The following is an 18,284-nucleotide window of genomic DNA, read 5'->3' on the forward strand; positions in this document are numbered from 1 at the left end:
CATATTAACACCGTAACTGACGGTTATACAAGACCGTTAGCCACAAGTATGAATAAATGTCTTTTAAATAAGTTTTACTTGCCGTTTCTCTTACTTTTTTTAAGCTGCCAAAATGAGACATCAAGAGAACAAACTTCCCCGATTATTGAAAAAGGAACGGACTGGGAATCGAAAAACCTTTATGGAAAAGTTAAATCCATAGCCCTGTACAAAGCAACCTATTTGGATAGTAAAGGACAAAAAACTCGAGAACCAATTAAAAACTACAATGAGGAATTCACAGAATTTGGCTCATCAAAAAAGATGGAATATTTTGATGATTTTGGAGATTTATCACAATCCACAGTTAACGAATTTGATGAGAACGAGTTTCTAGTGAAATCTACAACGATAAATGAAAATGGATATAGACCTTTCAAATCAAGTACAACAATCGAACACGACACTATAAAAAACTTAATTATTCGAAATTCCATTTTAAACGATAGTCTGAACTTTAAGTACATAGAAGAGTATAATGAAAAAGGAAAATTGATGAAAAATACATCAATAGAAAATGGAGATACCATTGTATGGACTTCCAAACAAGAATACAACAAGGACAATAAAATTATTTTAGAAAAGGTATCCCCTTCTAATGACGATGAGCCTCAAATCTTTAAATATAAATATGACAGCTTGGGTAACGTTATTGAAAGTATAAATGGAAACAAATGGATGAAATTCAAAACCATTTCCAAGTATGAAGGCCACCATTTAGTACTGGATAGCACTTTTAACATTGGTGCTGACGAAAAGGAGCATCTTTCGCAAATAACAGAATATGATAATTTCACAAATCCTATAAACGTCAAAATTTACGAAAAATCGGAACTAAATAGGGAATTGAAAAACAGTTATGAAATGGACAAAAAAGGGAATTGGGTAAAGAAAATGGTGGCCTTGAAAGAACATTTTGCAGACTCGAAAATATTTACTCCAGCATATGTCGAAACCAGAGAAATTGAATACTGGGAATAAATACCTGTGGCTAACACTGGCTATAATTCATTGTTCCCTCCTCCCCTAAACCAAATTCCCTACTTTTAAGAAAAGACGTGTAATGAAAATTGAGCATATCGCCATTTGGACTTCGGATCTAGAAAAAATGAAAGACTTTTATCTGCGCTTTTTCGAGTTGGAATCCAATGAAAAATATTACAATCCAAAGAAAAAGTTCAGTTCCTATTTCCTCTCCTTTAAAAAAGGGGCACGCATCGAATTAATGCACAGGCCCGATATTTCAGAATTCGTTGCTAATAGGGATGCCCAACTTGGCCTCACCCATTTTGCCATATCCGTGGGTTCAAAAGAAAAAGTGGATGCCCTTACCGAAACCATCCGCAAAAATGGATTTAAAGTAATTGGAGAACCTAGAACCACCGGAGATGGATATTATGAAAGTGTTATTGCCGACCCCGAAGGAAATTGGATTGAAATAACGGAATAAAGCGGCCCACCACACTGGCCACATGGCCCCAACTTCCGCTCTATCCTAAAATTCCCTATTTTTAAGAAAACAAACATTAATAGCGGATACAGTTATCACATCATGTTAAAGAATACATATGCTATAATTATCTTGATAACATTATTTGTGGGTTGTCAGCCAGAAAAGGAGATAATTACTATTCCCGAGGGAAAAGTAGGACTGATTGGTTATGGGTCGCTCACATCCTCAAAACAAATGGAACAACAGCTTGGTAAAAAATATGACGGTCCAGTACAAATTGTCCATTTGACCGGATATCAAAGAAACTGGAATATGGTATTTCCCAACAACATACCCCATCCACCCGTAGATCATATCATAATGTGTATTCAAGACCAGGACACCCTAATACCCCAGTCCATTGTAAATCCTAATTTGGAAGCAAAAGAAGGCGCTTTTATGAACGCTTGTTTTTTTATAATTGACGAAAAGGACCTATCCATAATAGACCGAACGGAAAAAGGCTATGAGCGTATTGAGGTAACCCGATCAATTAGAGAATTTGAAGTAACCCAAGGAAAGGTATATGCCTACAAGGCCCTGCCAAACTATACCAGTACTCCCGTTAGCAATAATCCATATAAAAACGTGATTCCGGATGTGTACTTGGAATTTTTAAATGCTGCATTTGAAGAAAAAGGCGAAGCTTATAAAAAGGAATTTGAACAAACCACTGTTGGCTTTGACGAGTCCTTGATATTGGAATGTTCTATAGAAAATGATTCATTGTGAGAAATTAGACCATAATCTGTTCCTCCACCTACACCCACAGCTAAATTCCTTACTTTTAAGAAAACAAACACATATAGCGGAGACAGTTGCACATAATACCTACAAACGACATTCTGTAGCCATAACCCACACGGATAACCAATGAGAAAAACCGAACCGATCCTTTTTGCAGTGCTATGTTTGCTGCTTTTCACATCGGAACTATTTTCCCAAACCGATAAAGAGCAAATTGTATCCATAAGAATGGCTTCCAATTCAGCACTGAAGTCTTATGCTAATGAAGAGGTGCTTTCTTATTTAACAGATGATGTATTGACTACTACTGGAAACGGAACGCTGCTATGTGGAAAAGAGGAATTGAAACACTATATTTTAGAGGGTGGAAAAAGTAAAATGTATTGGATACGTGATACAAAAGACATTGTAATTAATGCAAAAAGAGGTTTGGCTTGGGAAACCGGGGTTTGGAATGGATATGACCCAGAAAAAAGTACAGGGTCTATAGTCAATGGGAATTATTCGGCAATGTGGACGAAAGCGTCCGGTGAATGGAAAATTAAATCACAACTTTTTGTAACACTGGGTGAAAAGTAACGCATTATCCCTAAATCTCTTATATAATTCATTGCTCACTCCTCCCCTGAACCAAATTCCTTACTTTTAAGAAAAGCTCCCCTAGGCAAGACCATTCTCACCCATTTTAATAAAAGATGGTATTGAGAACCATACTGACTTTGATTCCCTTACAAAAAGGCCAATTAAGATATTAACTTTCAATAAATTATAAATTTTATACCAAAAAAAGCCTACAACGCTTATCTTTAATACTTCACATATCAACCTTTAATCATGCACAAAAAACAAACAAAATCAGTAAAAATGTTCTTTGGAGCCATTCTTTTAATGTGCTCCGCACCGCTCATGGCACAAGACGGAACCATTTATCCCTTGGATGCCCCCGATGAACCCAATGCAATTTTGCTCAACACCGGTGGTGTGGAAGATCAGCCAGCTTCGGAGTCCTGGTTCCGCCAATGGGGCGATCCCATGGCACGTAATATTACCACGGCCACACTGACCCCTTTCTTGCCCGAGCCCGGAAAAGCAAACGGTGCTGCCGTAATCGTGGCCCCGGGAGGTGGGTTTCGATGGTTGTCCTTGGGCAACGAAGGGTGGGAAGTTGCCGAAGCATTGGCCGAGCAAGGAATAGCGGCTTTTGTGCTAAAATATAGGCTGCATCCTACTCCAGAATCATTGGAAGATTTCACAGCGTGGATGAACCGTCCGCGTTCGGCACCACCAAAACCTTCTGAAGATTCAAAAGAGGGGGAAGATGCGCCACCATCGCCTATGCAGCGCGACCTATCCGACCAGTTGGAGGATGCCGAAGCAGCTTACGCCATGATCGTGGACCGTGCCGATGAATGGGGAGTGGACACCGATCGTATCGGTATGATCGGTTTTTCCGCAGGCGCTGGCCTTACCATGCATTCCACCCTCAACTCCAAAACCATGAAATTGGCTTTTATAGGCCCCATTTATGGCGGAATGGGAGAGGTTGAGGTGCCGGAGAACGCACCGCCAATGTTCAATGCAATTGCAACGGACGACTTTCTTTTCAGGGGTCAGTTTGGGGTCATTAAATCGTGGTTCGAAGCAGGTATTCCCGTTGAATTTCATTTGTACCAAAATGGAGGTCACGGTTTCGGACTTGGCAACCCAAACCGTACGAGCAACAAATGGTTCGATGCCTTTATCCATTGGTTGGATGTCAACCAATTTCTGGTCAACGAAACAAAGTATTGAGGAAATAGTCTTTGGACACCATTTAACTTCTGCCACATCACCTAAAAGCATCGTATCTTTGCCAAAGTTCTTTAGTTATGAAGGACAACTGGGAAATATGGACTTTAAAAAAGTCAATTTTTCGATTTAAATGTTGATGTGGCAGTATGAATGATCAAAAAAAAATAATTTTGTTCGATGGTGTTTGCAATCTGTGCAACAACTCCGTTCAGTTTGTGATCAAGCGGGACAAAAAGGACATATTTCGATACGCTGCGCTGCAAAGCGAAATTGGTCAACAATTGGTGGAGCAACGTCAAATAGACACCAGCAAGGTGGATTCCATCATCTTGATAGAACCCGGAATAGCCTATTATACCAAATCGGATGCCGCCTTGGAAATTGCCCAAGAATTGGGCGGATTATGGAAATTGACAGCAGTTTTCACTTGGATTCCCACATCAATAAGAAACAGCATCTATGATTTTGTGGCCAAAAACCGCTACAAATGGTTTGGAAAACAAGAGTCTTGCATGATTCCTACGCCAGAACTAAAAGCTAAATTTTTGGATTAACCTTTCTCTTTTTTGGGCAAGTTATCGTCCCAATTTTTGATTTTTGGCTCCCCGAGCTTGCCCACGGATTTAGCAACGACCATTGATACTGTCGCATCGCCAGAAACGTTGACCACGGTTCGGCACATATCCAATGGACGGTCCACTGCAAAAATCAAAGCAAGGCCAGCTTCTGGAATTCCTGCCTGGGCCAGTACAATAACCAACATTACCATTCCGGCACCTGGAACCGCAGCACTACCAATGGAGGCCAAGGTAGCCGTAACAATGATTCCCAGTTGCGCGGAAAGGCTGAGGTCCATCCCGAAGGCCTGCGCGATAAAAACGGCCGCGACCGCTTGATAGAGACTGGTTCCATCCATATTTATGGTTGCACCAATGGGCAAAACAAAACTGGTCACCTCCTCTTCCACCCCTAAATGTTCCTCGACCCTTTCCATGGTCACGGGCAAAGTAGCGGCGCTAGAACTTGTGGAAAAGGCCAAAAGCTGTGCCGGCGACATTCCTTTCATAAAAAATGCAGGAGTGGTCTTGGTGAAGATCCATACGATCAAGAGATATACACAAAGCATGAGCGCCAGGCCAAGGACTACGCAAAAGGCATACCAGGCCAAAGCCTTGAACAAATCCAAACTCGGCGACTCCACTACCAATGCGGCCAATAGGGCGAACACACCGTAGGGCGCCGCCAACATTATAATGTCGATTAATTTGAGAATGACCTCATTGAAACCATCAAAGAATTTTTTAACTGGTTCCGCTGTTTTTTCGGGAATCAAAATAAGGCCAATTCCAAAAAAGATGGCAAAGAAAATAACCTGCAACATGTTTCCATTGTCACTAGCTGCCTTAAATATATTACTGGGCACCAAATCTTCGAGTGCTTGCAGGGGACCTGCTTCTTTCTGCTTGTCCGCCTCTGTCTTTATGTTATCAGCATCGCCCTTGTAGTTTTCGACCAATTCATTTCTGGTATCCTCGGAAATGGAACTTCCGGGCTTCACCGTATTTACCACCAACAATCCGATGGTTACGGCGATAATGGTCGTTATGATATAAATACCTATGGTACGACCTCCCATTTTGGAGAGTTTGGAGATATCCTTTAAGTCGGACACACCTTTGATCAAGGAGGCCAAAATCAACGGAACCGCAATTAATTTAAGGGAGTTGATGAAAATATTTCCGAACGGCTTTACCCAATCTGATACAATCTTTGGGCCCCATTCAAATTGAACCATGATCAACGCGAACAAAACACCCACGGCCATGCCTATGAGTATTTGCCAGTGCAATTCCAATTTCTTCATAAAGTAAGATTATGGACGGAAAGATACTTTTTTGATTGGAAACGTCCTAACCTGAAGCTAGATTTTGTTGGTACGGGCCAAAAGTGAGTAGTCTGCCAGCACCAACGCCGCCATGGCCTCCACTATGGGCACGGCCCTTGGCACCACACAGGGATCGTGACGCCCCTTACCTTGGGTGGTCACCTTTTCACCATCCTTGTTGATGGTTTCGTAAGATTGTAGCACGGTGGCCACGGGTTTAAAAGCTACACTGAAGTAAATATCCATTCCGTTGCTGATACCTCCTTGTACCCCGCCGCTACGATTGGTTTTTGTAGTGCCATCGGTATTGAATGCGTCGTTGTGTTCACTGCCCTTCATGGCCACTCCGGCAAAGCCGCTTCCGTATTCAAAACCTTTTACAGCGTTTATGGATAACATGGCTTCACCCAATCGAGCATGCAACTTGTCAAAAACAGGCTCACCAAGACCAATTGGTACATTTTGGATGACACAGGTAATTACGCCCCCAATGGTATCCCCTTCTTTTTTGATGGACTTGATATAATCCTCCATTTTCTGGGCCATTTCGGTATCGGGACAACGAACGGCATTGGATTCAATTTTGGAAAAGTCCAATTCTTGGTAGGGCTTGTCCAATTTCATTTCTCCAACTTGGGAAACAAAGGCGTTTATCTGGATATCGCTTAAAAATTGTTTGGCTATGGCTCCTGCCACTACCCTACTGGCCGTTTCACGAGCCGAGCTTCTTCCGCCACCTCGATAATCACGAAAACCATATTTTTTATCATATACGTAGTCCGCATGTGACGGTCTATAGGAATCTTGGATATGGGAATAGTCCTTGGATTTTTGGTTGGTGTTGTGAATGGCAAAACCAATCGGTGTACCTGTGGTCTTTCCTTCGAACACTCCGGAGTAAATTTCGACCGTATCAGGTTCCTTCCGCTGGGTTACAATGGCAGATTGTCCAGGTTTTCTCCTGTTCAGCTCCTCTTGGATCTTATCCACATCCAATGTTATCCCTGCAGGACAACCATCAATAATACCTCCCAATGCTTTTCCGTGAGATTCACCAAAGGTGGTGAGCCTAAAAAGTTGTCCAAAAGAATTTCCTGCCATTCGGTATAAAAATTATGATGTCCCCAAAGGTAGACGATTCAAATCTAATTCAAAAACAGGGTTTTGGCTTAATGTTATTGTAACATAATTCGCACCTACATGATATTTTTTTAACAATATCCTCATGAATTAATGACCTCAATTTGATTTCTAATTTATTCCTACCGTTTTATTTTGCAATAAACCCTATACCATTGAAAAGAAGGAAGATAGAACTAGCAGTCGTTTCAGATGTACACTTGGGAACATACGGGTGCCACGCAGATGAACTGATCACTTATCTGAATAGCATCCAGCCCAAAAAACTGATATTGAACGGCGATATCATCGATATCTGGCAATTCAGCAAGCGTTATTTTCCTCCCTCCCATCTCAAGGTACTTAGAAAAATCATCGGTATGGCTTCCCGAGGTACGGAAGTTTACTACATCACTGGAAATCATGATGAAATGCTCCGTAAGTTCAGCGATACTTCAATGGGCAATTTCAAAATTATGAATAAGCTGGTATTGGAACTTGACGGGAAAAAAGCATGGATTTTTCACGGGGACGTGTTCGATGTTTCCATACAAAATGCCAAATGGTTGGCGAAGCTCGGTGGGTATGGCTACGACCTTCTTATTTTGATCAACAGTTTTCTGAATTGGTGCTTGGCGAAAATGGGCCGGGAAAAATACTCCTTATCAAAACGCATAAAAAATAGTGTAAAGGGTGCCATAAAGTATATCAACAATTTTGAGAAGACCGCCGCGGAACTGGCCATAGAAAATGGATATGATTATGTGGTCTGCGGACACATCCATCAGCCCAAAAAAGAAATTTACGAGAACAAACATGGTAGCTGCACCTATTTAAACTCTGGGGACTGGGTGGAGAACCTCACGGCCTTGGAGTATTCTTTCAAACGATGGAAAATCTATCACTACAACCATGACCGCCTATCCCCTTTCTTTATGGACGAGGATTTGAAGGAAATGGACATCAACGACCTAATTGCCTCCATTACGGACAAAGAAGTCAAGATAGAGGACGTGACCGAAGAGCATTTCAGGGAAAGTGAAGAAGAAAATGTGGATCAGGATTTCCTAAACGATAAGGGCCTGTCTCAAGATTGAAACGGGGTGTTGCGCCTCCCTTTTCGTCCCATCTTTTATTTGATGCCTACAACTAGTCCCATTGGCCGCAATCAAAGTATCCTCCGCACTTTTATTGATTGAAGGAAACAATTTAAGGCTTCCCACTTGCATGCTCACCTCGTAATGTTCTTTTTCATAACCAAAAGAACCTGCCATACCACAACAACCGGAAGGTATTATCGTAACCTTATAGTTTTTCGGCAGATTGAGTATATCAAAGGTTACCTTTTGGTTGCTCAATGCTTTTTGATGACAGTGCCCATGGATTTTGATCGTTTTCTCTTCGTCGGTAAAACTATCTGAGGAAATATGACCTGCAGCGATTTCGGTGGCCAAAAACTCTTCGATCAAGAAGGAATGGGAAGCCAACTTGAAAAGTTGATCCTTGTCATGGTATAATTTCTGATATTCATCCCTAAAAGATAAGATTGCCGAAGGCTCCAAACCTACAATGGGTAGTCCTTCGTCCAAAATATCCTTTAACTTCTCCATATTTTTGGCGACCAATTTCTTGGCCTGCTTCAAAAAACCTTTGGACAAATAGGTCCTTCCGCTTTCACCATAAAAAAGTGTAACGTCATAACCCAGCTTACAGAGAAGCTCAATCGCATCTTTGCCTACTTCAATATCCAGATACTTTACGAACTCGTCCACATAAAGCACCACCTTTTTTTGGGATGTACCGGTATGTTCTGCCCTTTGCTTTTTAAGATGGTCGTCAAAGTTGAACCTGCCCACATTGGGCAGATTGCGTTCCGGGGCCACTCCGATGGCTTTCTTGAGCATTCCGCCAATCGATTTGGACCTGTAGACCCAATTGGTGATACCGGGGACGAGGCTTCCCAATGCGTTAAATTGCGTGTTGTAGGCGAAAAGTTTACTTCGCAGGGAATATCCGTTTGCCTCTTGGTAATGATAGAGAAACTCCGCTTTTAGTGCGGCCACATCCACATTACTGGGACATTCACTTGCACAGGCTTTACAACTCAGGCACAGGTCAAAGGCCGTTTTGAGCTCTTCGTGGTCGAACCGATTGGTCTTTTCCGAATTCGTTAAAAACTCCCGAAGCGCGTTCGCCCTGGCCCTGGTAGTGTCCTTTTCATTTTTGGTAGCTTGATAACTTGGGCACATGGCCCCGTTCATGTGATGGCTCTTTCTGCAATCACCGCTACCGTTGCATTTTTCCGCCGCTTTTAAAATTCCCTCACTATCAGAAAAATCCAATACGGTCTCTACCTGGGGCTCCTCTCGGTCAACCTCATAGCGCAACGATTCGTCCATGGGATAGGCGTCCACAATTTTGCCCGGGTTCAATATGCCATTTGGGTCAAAAAGTTGCTTTACCCGTTGCAATAATTCATAATTGGCTTTTCCTATCATCAACGGGATAAACTCCGCACGGACAATACCGTCACCATGCTCCCCACTAAAACTTCCTTGATATTTTTTGGTGAGTTTTGCCACATCGGTGGTAATACTTCGGAACAAAACCACATCTTCGGACTTTTTTAAATTAAGGATAGGGCGCAAATGCAATTCACCCGCACCGGCATGGGCATAGTACACGGCATCTTGCCCGTAACCTTTCATTATCTGAGTAAACTCCCCGATAAAATCCTTGAGGTCTTCCAACGCCACGGCGGTATCTTCAATACAGGCAACGGCCTTTTTATCCCCCACCATGTTGCCCAAAAGCCCAAGGCCGGCTTTTCGTAGCTCAATGGCTTTGTTGATATCATCCCCGTACAGGATGGGGCTCGCATAGCTCAAACCGGATTTTGCTATTGTTTTTAAGAGCGATTCCAGTTGCTGTTTCAGTTCTTCTTCGGAATTTGCCTTAACCTCCAACATCAAGATTCCCGCAGGATCTCCCTCTACAAAAAAGCGATTGGCCAATTGGGCCCTGTTATTTTTGGTGCAGTCAAGGATTACCTTGTCCATCATTTCACACAGATGAAGGTTGTGCTGCATTACAGGGGCCACATCACTCAGGCAATCTTCCAGTGTTTTATAGTGGGTCGCCACCATGGCCGAGAAAGACGGTGGCAGATTATCCAGCTGCAACGTTACCTCGGTGGTAAAGGCCAATGTTCCTTCACTCCCTGAAAGCAACTTACATAGGTTGAACTGAGAATCGCTGTCCTCGAAAATATTGTTTTTGAGCAGTTCATCCACAGCATACCCTGTGTTTCTCCGGTGTATGCTAGGCTTTGGAAACTCTGTCCTAATTTGGTCCTGGGTATGCGGATTGGAAAGCTCTTCAAAAAGGCTGCGATAAATTTTTGCCTCCAAAGAATTCCCTTCTTGCTTTCTTTCAAACTCCTTATTGGACAAACTTGTGAAGAAAGCATCGCTCCCGTCGGACAAAATGCATTGCATAGCAATGACCTTATCACGTGTAACACCATATTGAATGGATGTGGTTCCGGATGAATTGTTCCCCACCATTCCCCCGATCATACACCGATTGGAAGTGGAAGTGTTCGGGCCAAAGAATAGGCCAAAAGGTTTCAGATATTGGTTGAGCTCATCGCGTACCACACCAGGCTGGACCGTTACCTGCTTTTTATCCTCGTCAAGACGGATTATTTTGGTGAAATGTCGGCTCACGTCGACCACAATGCCATCTCCCACACATTGACCTGCCAGAGATGTACCTGCAGTCCGTGGAATAAGCCCCACCTTGTTTTTGCTGGCAAAGTCAATCAAAATTTTTAGATCAGCGGTGTTTGCCGGATAGGCCACACCAATCGGTAACATGCGGTAAACGGAAGCATCAGTGGCATAAATTGCCTTGCTCAAACCATCGAAAAAAAACTCGCCTTTCAACTTTTTAGAAAGGTCTTTTAACAAATTTTTATCCAAATTGGAATACTTTTGGCAACCAAAACGGTTTTTGAAACGTAAATCTAAAACAAAACTATCTCTAATTTTTAACTTAAAAGAGAAACTCATGAAGATTACCACATTATTTGCCGCTGTCATGTTATTTGCAACAGCTAGTTTAAGCGCTCAAAGTATTTCCGAACATGCTTTGGGATTAAGATTGGGCGACAGCGACGGCTTTGGTGCCGAAATTTCGTATCAAAATGCTCTAGGTGACAACAACAGGTTGGAAGTTGACCTGGGCTGGAGAGACAATAGAAACTTTGACGCCTTTAAACTTACTGGACTTTACCAATGGGTATTTCCTTTAGATGGCAATTTTAACTGGTACGTAGGTGCCGGTGGTGGATTGGGTAGCGTTGATTTTGAAGACCCGATTTTTGATGACGACGAAGGACTGTTCATTTTTGGAGCCGGTGATATTGGTATTGAATACAATTTCAATATTCCGTTATTGCTCTCATTGGACTTTAGACCTGAAATCGGTCTAGTCGGATACGATGGTTTTGACAACGATTTTGATTTTGATATCGCATTAGGAATTAGATATCAATTTTAATTGTACACCATATTTTATGAAAACCCTTGGCCCCATTACGGCCGAGGTTTTTTTTATGCCATAAGTATTGAATACCTTAGCGCCTTAAACATTTTTAAAATGAAAAAACTATTAGCAATTTCCTTAGGGGTCCTTTTTTTAACTGCATGTAATTCCGACCCTAAAGGATTTACCTTGAGCGGAACCATTTCCGGCGAACCCGAGAACGGTACCCAGATATTTTTAAAAACCACGGATTCCATAAACCAGCTGGTTGACATAGATACAACGACCATTGAAAATGGGCTGTTCAGTTTTAGCGGAAACCAAGTAGAACCCAAGATGCACTACCTGTTTGTGGACAAAGTTCGTGGAAATGTTCCCGTAATCATTGAAAATGGGAGCATCGAGGTCGAATTTCAAAAAGACAGTATTGGCCAAGCTACCATCAAAGGAACAGAACAAAATGAATTGTTCATGGACTTTTTAAAAGAGTCCCGAAAACTATCCAATCGTGCAAGGTCCATGCAAGAAGATATGCGAGTGGCCGCACAGCAAAGGGATACAGCCACCGTTGCGGCGTTGCGCGAAGAGTTCATCGAATTTCAAGAAGATGCGAAGGACTTTAATATGAACTATGCCAAAGAGCACCCCAATGCATATGTTTCCGTGTTGATCATAGGGAATTTATTGGCCACAAAAGCAGCTCCTGCCGATGAAATCAAATCCATGTTCGAAGGACTATCTCCAGAAATGAAGGCCACCGAGCCCGGTAAAAAGATTGCAGAACAGCTTGAAAACTTAAAATCAACCGAAATTGGAGCAGTTGCCCCAGATTTTTCGGCACCTACTCCATCTGGTGATGTATTGGCACTTAGCGATGTCACCAGCAATGCCAAGCTTACTTTGGTGGATTTTTGGGCCGGCTGGTGCAGACCATGCCGTGAAGAAAACCCGAACATTGTATCCGTGTACAACAAATACCACGAAAAAGGTTTTGATGTTATCGGTGTTTCTTTGGACAATAAGGTAGAGCAATGGACGAACGCCATTGAAGCTGATGGATTGGCCTGGAACCACATTTCCAACCTACAGCGTTTCCAAGACCCAATTGCCCGTTTGTACAACATCAACGCCATTCCGGCCGCTTTTTTGTTGGATGAAAATGGTGTTATTGTGGCAAGGGACCTAAGAGGTCCTGCTTTGGAAGAAAAAGTAGCTGAAATCCTAGAGAAGAGCTAAAAAAAGAATATATTTTGATGAATGAAGGTCTTGATAACTCAAGGCCTTTTTTATGGTCCTAAATCTTCCCCATTTTGTCCAATACAAAAAGTATGATAATCGGAACGGCAAGCAATATCACAATTAAAGTGTCCGTAACAAAAAGTTCTGGCCTAAAGAGCAACGTTGTTGCGTACCCGCCAATGGCACCGCCAAAGTGAGCGGTATGTCCAATGTTTCCCATGCGGCTCTTCATACCCCAAATGGAATACAGCAAATAGGCAATACCCAACACATACGCTGGTAATGGAATCGGGATGAACATAATGCCCAATTGCATATCAGGATTCAATAATATGGCCGCATAAAGTACTCCCATCACTGCACCACTGGCACCGACCGCACTATAAAAAGGCTCATCCTTATGAAAAATTAGTGCCAACAGGCTACCTGCAAGCAAACTGACCAAATAAATGATCAAAAATTTGATGGAACCAAACCAACCGATCACCACAGGCGCAAAAAAGTAAAGGGTAAACATGTTCAGGAACAAATGGGAAATATCCACGTGCAAAAAGCCCGAAGTCACCATTCGCTCACGCTGTCCCGCTTGTATGGCATTGATACTGAACTTGTATCTATCAAAGAATGCGTTGTTGTTGAATCCACGTAGTGAAACCAATACATTGGCGGCCATAATGGCAATGGTAGCGATGTGTAAATTGAGCATGTAACTATAGGTTTGGGTTCAAATATAGCTATATTTGCAGACAAGAATAGTCTATGCAGCTGGTAGTTTATATCCTTGTTTATCCTGTGCTCTGGTTGATGTCCAGACTCCCCTTTAAAATCATTTATTTTATTTCGGATGGTCTTTTTGTGCTTTTGTACCATATCATCGGCTACCGTAAAAAAGTAGTACGCAATAACTTGGCACTTGCCTTTCCTGAAAAGTCCGAAGAAGAACGTTTATTGATTGAGAAAAAGTTTTATGGCCATTTATGCGATATGTTTTTGGAAATGGCAAAAACATTGGGAATCACCAATAAACAAATGAAAAAAAGATACGTTTTCACGAATGTTGAAGTTTTTCAAAAATTGGAAAATGAAGGTAAAAATATCATGATAATGATGCCCCATTATGCTAGTTGGGAGTGGGTTTTTTCATTAAACTCCATGGTAAGATCAAAAGCATATGCCATATATCAACCCATTGAGAACAAATACTTTGATAAATTAGTTCGTGATATACGCAGCAAATATGGCACCACGCTCATTAAAACCTTTCAAAGCAGAAAAATTATCGCGGATGCCAAAGAAAGGAACGAATTAATTACTGTGGGAATCATTAGCGACCAATCCCCCATGTTGCAAAGAGCACGCCATTGGGCCAAATTTATGGATGTTCTGGTGCCAATACACGTTGGTGCAGAAGAACTTTGCAAAAGCCACGATATGATTCCTGTTTATTTGAAAGTCAATAAAGTAGGACGTGGATTTTACGAGGCCTCTTTTAAAATATTGGCCGAAAATCCCAATGAGGTAGAAAACTACAATATTTCTGAAGCGTTTATGCACGAAACGGAAAAAGCCATCCGAGAGGCTCCAGAATATTATTTCTGGACGCACAAACGCTGGAAGCATATGGGCAAAGCTCCAAAAGAGTTTCAACAAGAACCAGCAGAAGCAAATAACGCTTAAAGTCCCGCTACTTCTTTGATTTCACTTATGATTCTATCCGCCAAACCATCGGCTTCCTTCTGAGATTTAGCCTCGGTGTAAATTCGGATAATGGGCTCCGTATTTGATTTTCTCAGGTGCACCCAATTTTCTGGGAAGTCAATCTTTACTCCATCAATGGTCGACACCTCCTCATCTTTGTATTTGTGATGCATGGCTTCCAAAAGGGCATCCACATCCAAATCAGGGGTGAGCTCGATTTTCTTTTTGCTCATAAAGTAGCTTGGGTAGCTGGCACGTAGCTCGGCAACCGTCCCACCTCTTTCCGCCATAAGCATCAAGAATAAGGCAGTTCCCACCAATGCATCTCGACCATAATGGCTCTCTGGGTAAATGATTCCACCATTACCCTCACCGCCTATGATGGCATTGTTTTCCTTCATTTTGGTCACCACGTTCACCTCTCCAACCGCTGCAGCTTCATAAGTTCCGCCATGCTTTTCAGTAACATCCCGCAAAGCTCTGGAAGATGATAGATTGGAGACCGTATTTCCTTTGGTTTTTGACAACACATAATCAGCGCAGGCCACCAAAGTGTATTCCTCTCCGAACATTTGCCCATCGTTGCTGATAAATGCCAAACGGTCCACATCCGGGTCCACCACAATGCCAAAATCAGCCTTCTCTTCAACTACTTTTTTACAGATGTCGCCCAAATGTTCCTTTAAGGGCTCTGGATTGTGAGGAAAATGTCCCGTTGGGTCGCAATAGAGCTTTACCACTTCCACCCCCAATTCTTCAAGCAGCTTGGGAATGGCAATGCCCCCTGTGGAATTAACACCATCAACAACAACTTTAAAACCTGCTTTTTTAATGGTATCGGCATCTACCAAGGACAATTCCAACACTTCGTCAATATGGATGTCGATATAGGAATCATTTTTAATGATCTCCCCCAAATCATCCACCTCGGCAAACTCAAAACCTTCCTCTTCGGCCAAGGTCAGTATTTTCGCTCCTTGTTCGGCATCCAAAAACTCACCTTTTTCATTCAGCAGTTTTAATGCATTCCATTGTTTGGGATTATGACTGGCCGTTAGAATGATACCACCATCTGCTTTTTCCAAAGGAACCGCTATTTCTACGGTCGGTGTGGTAGAAAGTCCCAAATCAATCACATCGATTCCAAGACCAACCAAGGTAGAGACCACTAAATTTTGGATCATCTCTCCAGATAATCTAGCGTCACGTCCAATTACGACTTTCAAATCATCCGTACCGGAATACGATTTTAACCATGTGCCATAAGCCGCTGCAAATTTAACGGCATCAACAGGTGTTAAGTTGTCATTAGTTTGGCCTCCAATAGTGCCTCGTATTCCAGAAATTGATTTGATCAGTGTCATAATTGTTAAAAAGTTTTTGCAAATATAATGGGGCATATCCGATTCCATGTTTTGAATTTGTAAATTTCGACAGAAAAGAAATTTGCCCCGATGAACTTCTTAGCGCACATCTACCTATCTTTTGATGATAAGGAAATCACTTTAGGGAATTTCTTTGCCGATCATATTCGTGGAAATAAGTTCAAGCACTTTCCCGACAAAATCCAGAAAGGCATTCTTCTCCACAGAGAAATCGACACATTTACCGATGCACACCCCACGGCAAGACAAAGCAGCAAGCGTCTGCACAAAAACTACAGTCATTACAGTAGGGTAATTGTAGATATCTATTATGACCATTTTTTGGCCAAGAATTGGAGTGATTATTCTGATGTGCCTTTAGATGAATACGTTGAAAACTTCTATGATTTATTGGAGGACAACTATGATATACTTCCCATGCCCACCAAACGGATGATGCCCTATATGATTGCGGACAATTGGCTGCTCAATTACGCCAACTTAGCAGGAATTGACAGTGTACTCAATGGAATGAACCGAAGAACAAAAAACAAGTCCCGAATGAATTTTGCCATTTTGGATCTTGAAGAACACTATACAGAATTTGAAAATGAGTTCACCTCGTTTTTTGAAGAATTGATTACCTTTTCCAACCAAAAATTTATTTCTCTATGCGAAGACTAATACTTCTCCTTCCCCTAATCTTTTTTATCAATTGTACGCAGAAACCAGCTGAACCTACTGGGTTGGTAGCCGAAAAAGCCATGGTAGTCTCAGCACGGGAAGAAGCGTCCCAACTGGCGGTTGACATCATGAAAAAAGGCGGAAATGCCTTTGATGCCATGGTAGCAACGGAACTCTCCCTTGTAGTCGCCTATCCTTTTGCGGGAAGCGTGGGTGGAGGCGGATTCATGGTCTACCGCAAGAACAATGGTGAGGTCGGGGGAATCGATTATCGCGAAAAAGCTCCGTTAGCCGCGCATAAAAACATGTATTTGGATTCCTTGGGGAATGTAATCCCTGGATTGAGCACCTCTGGAGGTACTGCCGTTGGAGTGCCTGGAACGGTGGCGGGAGTGATTGAGGTCCATAAAAAATTCGGAAAGCTTCCCTTAAAAGAAATCATAGCGCCCATCATTGAACTGGCCAAAAAAGGCGTGGTGGTAACCGAAAAACAGGCGGCCAGACTGGAAAGTACCCGTGAACGTTTTATCGAGGCCAACGGTGATAGTACCAAATTTGCCCAACCTTTTGCGGCAGGGGACACCATTAAATATCCTGCTTATGCCAAAACGCTCCAGAAAATAATGGACGAAGGTCGTGATGGCTTCTACAAAGGCGAAGTGGCCCAAAAATTGGCTGCCTTTGTGCAGGAAAAAGGTGGTCTTATCACCGAAGAAGATTTGGAAAAGTACGAAGCCGTTTGGAGAGACCCCATAGTATTCAATTATAAGGATATCAAAGTGATTTCCATGAGCCCTCCAAGTAGCGGTGGTGTTACTATCAATCAAATATTCAAGATGATAGAACCCTATAACGTTTCCAAGTTTGAGCATAATTCGGCAAAAACCATACAACTGTTCACTGAAGCATCCCGAAGAGCCTATGCCGATAGAAACTTCTTTTTAGGAGACCCGGACTTTGTGGACATACCATACGATGTCCTTTTGAGTGATGATTACATTCAAGATAGAATGAGCAATTTTTCGTTTGATAAGGCAACCCTTTCTTCTGAAGTGAGCCATGGCGAGGTAGAAATTATCGAAAGTGACCAAACCACCCATTTCTCTATCGTAGATAGCGAAGGTAATGCCGTTTCGGTCACATCAACCTTAAATGGAGGGTACGGGTCCAAACTGTTCTGTGAAGAATTGGGCATCTTTCTGAACAATGAAATGGACGATTTCAGTGCCAAACCCGGTGTACCCAACATGTTTGGACTAATAGGTGCAGAAGCCAACAGTATTGCGCCCGAAAAACGAATGTTGAGCAGCATGACACCAACAATCGTGGAAAAAGATGGCAAACTGTATATGGTTGTTGGGACTCCTGGGGGTTCCACTATCATAACCGCGGTGGCACAGACCATTTTGAATGTTTATGAATTCAACTTGAGCATGCAAGAAGCTGTGAACGCACCAAGATTCCATCACCAATGGTTGCCCGATATGGTGATTTTTGAGCCGGAAGGGTTCTCGGAAGAGTTGATAGAAGAATTAAAATCAAAAGGGTATATCATCAATGAGGAGCGCACGCCCATTATCGGAAAAGTGGATGCCATTCGTGTGCTGCCCGATGGAAAACTGGAAGGCGGAGCCGATAAGCGCGGTGACGATGCCGCTGTTGGATATTAATACTATTC

At 42.4% G+C, this 18,284-nt stretch carries 17 protein-coding genes; 12 read left to right on the top strand and 5 right to left on the bottom strand.

From position 1 onward, the window contains the following. Positions 1 to 78 precede the first annotated feature (78 nt). The 6 genes from SD449_RS02700 (at position 79) to SD449_RS02725 (ending at position 4,623) form a co-directional block, all read left to right on the top strand. A complete protein-coding gene (locus SD449_RS02700; RefSeq protein WP_318308572.1) occupies positions 79 to 1,020 on the top strand; it encodes a hypothetical protein in 942 nt (313 codons plus the stop codon). Positions 1,021 to 1,102: 82 nt separating this feature from the next. Continuing rightward, positions 1,103 to 1,489, top strand: coding sequence for a VOC family protein (locus SD449_RS02705; protein WP_318308573.1), 387 nt, complete (start codon positions 1,103 to 1,105; stop codon positions 1,487 to 1,489). Positions 1,490 to 1,726: 237 nt separating this feature from the next. Further along, on the top strand, positions 1,727 to 2,263 hold the full coding sequence (locus SD449_RS02710) for a hypothetical protein (protein WP_318308574.1): 537 nt from the start codon (positions 1,727 to 1,729) through the stop codon (positions 2,261 to 2,263). A 141-nt stretch (positions 2,264 to 2,404) separates the two neighbouring features. Further along, positions 2,405 to 2,857, top strand: a complete 453-nt coding sequence (locus tag SD449_RS02715; RefSeq protein WP_318308576.1) for a DUF4440 domain-containing protein — start codon at positions 2,405 to 2,407, stop codon at positions 2,855 to 2,857. A 255-nt stretch (positions 2,858 to 3,112) separates the two neighbouring features. Continuing rightward, positions 3,113 to 4,069 (top strand): alpha/beta hydrolase, encoded by a 957-nt coding sequence (locus tag SD449_RS02720; protein WP_318308578.1) that lies wholly within the window; start codon positions 3,113 to 3,115, stop codon positions 4,067 to 4,069. Between the two features lie 146 nt (positions 4,070 to 4,215). Next, the gene (locus tag SD449_RS02725; protein WP_318308579.1) at positions 4,216 to 4,623 is read left to right on the top strand and encodes a thiol-disulfide oxidoreductase DCC family protein; all 408 of its coding nucleotides are present in this window, start codon (positions 4,216 to 4,218) and stop codon (positions 4,621 to 4,623) included. Here SD449_RS02725 and SD449_RS02730 read toward each other — a convergent pair. Further along, positions 4,620 to 5,933 carry a dicarboxylate/amino acid:cation symporter gene (locus tag SD449_RS02730; protein WP_318308580.1) on the bottom strand — a complete coding sequence of 438 codons (1,314 nt, stop codon included), beginning with the start codon at positions 5,931 to 5,933 and terminating at the stop codon, positions 4,620 to 4,622. The genes SD449_RS02725 and SD449_RS02730 overlap by 4 nt on opposite strands. A 57-nt stretch (positions 5,934 to 5,990) precedes the next feature. Continuing rightward, positions 5,991 to 7,055: a chorismate synthase gene (gene aroC / locus SD449_RS02735; RefSeq protein WP_318308582.1), complete on the bottom strand. Its 1,065-nt coding sequence runs from the start codon at positions 7,053 to 7,055 to the stop codon at positions 5,991 to 5,993. A gap of 194 nt (positions 7,056 to 7,249) precedes the next feature. On the opposite strand from aroC, the gene SD449_RS02740 reads away from it, so the two are divergent. Then, complete coding sequence (locus SD449_RS02740; RefSeq protein WP_318308583.1) at positions 7,250 to 8,170, top strand: UDP-2,3-diacylglucosamine diphosphatase; 921 nt, start codon at positions 7,250 to 7,252, stop codon at positions 8,168 to 8,170. Here SD449_RS02740 and SD449_RS02745 read toward each other — a convergent pair. Then, positions 8,141 to 11,056, bottom strand: coding sequence for an FAD-binding and (Fe-S)-binding domain-containing protein (locus tag SD449_RS02745; protein WP_318308584.1), 2,916 nt, complete (start codon positions 11,054 to 11,056; stop codon positions 8,141 to 8,143). The two genes, SD449_RS02740 and SD449_RS02745, sit on opposite strands and share 30 nt — an antisense overlap. 88 nt (positions 11,057 to 11,144) lie before the next feature. Here SD449_RS02745 and SD449_RS02750 point away from each other — a divergent pair, with 88 nt between their 5' ends. Both SD449_RS02750 and SD449_RS02755 read left to right on the top strand, forming a co-directional pair. Beyond that, positions 11,145 to 11,636, top strand: coding sequence for a hypothetical protein (locus tag SD449_RS02750; protein WP_318308585.1), 492 nt, complete (start codon positions 11,145 to 11,147; stop codon positions 11,634 to 11,636). Positions 11,637 to 11,735: 99 nt separating this feature from the next. Then, positions 11,736 to 12,857, top strand: coding sequence for a DUF4369 domain-containing protein (locus SD449_RS02755; RefSeq protein ID WP_318308586.1), 1,122 nt, complete (start codon positions 11,736 to 11,738; stop codon positions 12,855 to 12,857). A 58-nt stretch (positions 12,858 to 12,915) separates the two neighbouring features. Here SD449_RS02755 and SD449_RS02760 read toward each other — a convergent pair whose 3' ends face one another. Continuing rightward, a complete protein-coding gene (locus SD449_RS02760) occupies positions 12,916 to 13,566 on the bottom strand; it encodes a rhomboid family intramembrane serine protease (RefSeq protein ID WP_318308587.1) in 651 nt (216 codons plus the stop codon). 53 nt (positions 13,567 to 13,619) lie between these two features. Between SD449_RS02760 and SD449_RS02765 the strand changes: the two genes are divergently transcribed. After that, the gene (locus SD449_RS02765; protein ID WP_318308588.1) at positions 13,620 to 14,537 is read left to right on the top strand and encodes a lysophospholipid acyltransferase family protein; all 918 of its coding nucleotides are present in this window, start codon (positions 13,620 to 13,622) and stop codon (positions 14,535 to 14,537) included. On the opposite strand, the gene glmM is transcribed toward SD449_RS02765, so the two are convergent. Continuing rightward, positions 14,534 to 15,922 (bottom strand): phosphoglucosamine mutase, encoded by a 1,389-nt coding sequence (gene glmM / locus SD449_RS02770; RefSeq protein WP_318308590.1) that lies wholly within the window; start codon positions 15,920 to 15,922, stop codon positions 14,534 to 14,536. The two genes, SD449_RS02765 and glmM, sit on opposite strands and share 4 nt — an antisense overlap. Before the next feature lie 90 nt (positions 15,923 to 16,012). Here glmM and SD449_RS02775 point away from each other — a divergent pair, with 90 nt between their 5' ends. Both SD449_RS02775 and ggt read left to right on the top strand, forming a co-directional pair. Continuing rightward, positions 16,013 to 16,606 carry an acyl carrier protein phosphodiesterase gene (locus SD449_RS02775; RefSeq protein WP_318308592.1) on the top strand — a complete coding sequence of 198 codons (594 nt, stop codon included), beginning with the start codon at positions 16,013 to 16,015 and terminating at the stop codon, positions 16,604 to 16,606. Next, the gene (gene ggt / locus SD449_RS02780) at positions 16,594 to 18,276 is read left to right on the top strand and encodes a gamma-glutamyltransferase (RefSeq protein ID WP_225604526.1); all 1,683 of its coding nucleotides are present in this window, start codon (positions 16,594 to 16,596) and stop codon (positions 18,274 to 18,276) included. The genes SD449_RS02775 and ggt overlap by 13 nt, the downstream gene beginning before the upstream one ends. Positions 18,277 to 18,284 lie beyond the last annotated feature (8 nt).

The organism is Flagellimonas crocea, assembly GCF_033441595.1.
Taxonomy (GTDB): Bacteria; Bacteroidota; Bacteroidia; order Flavobacteriales; family Flavobacteriaceae; genus Flagellimonas; species Flagellimonas crocea.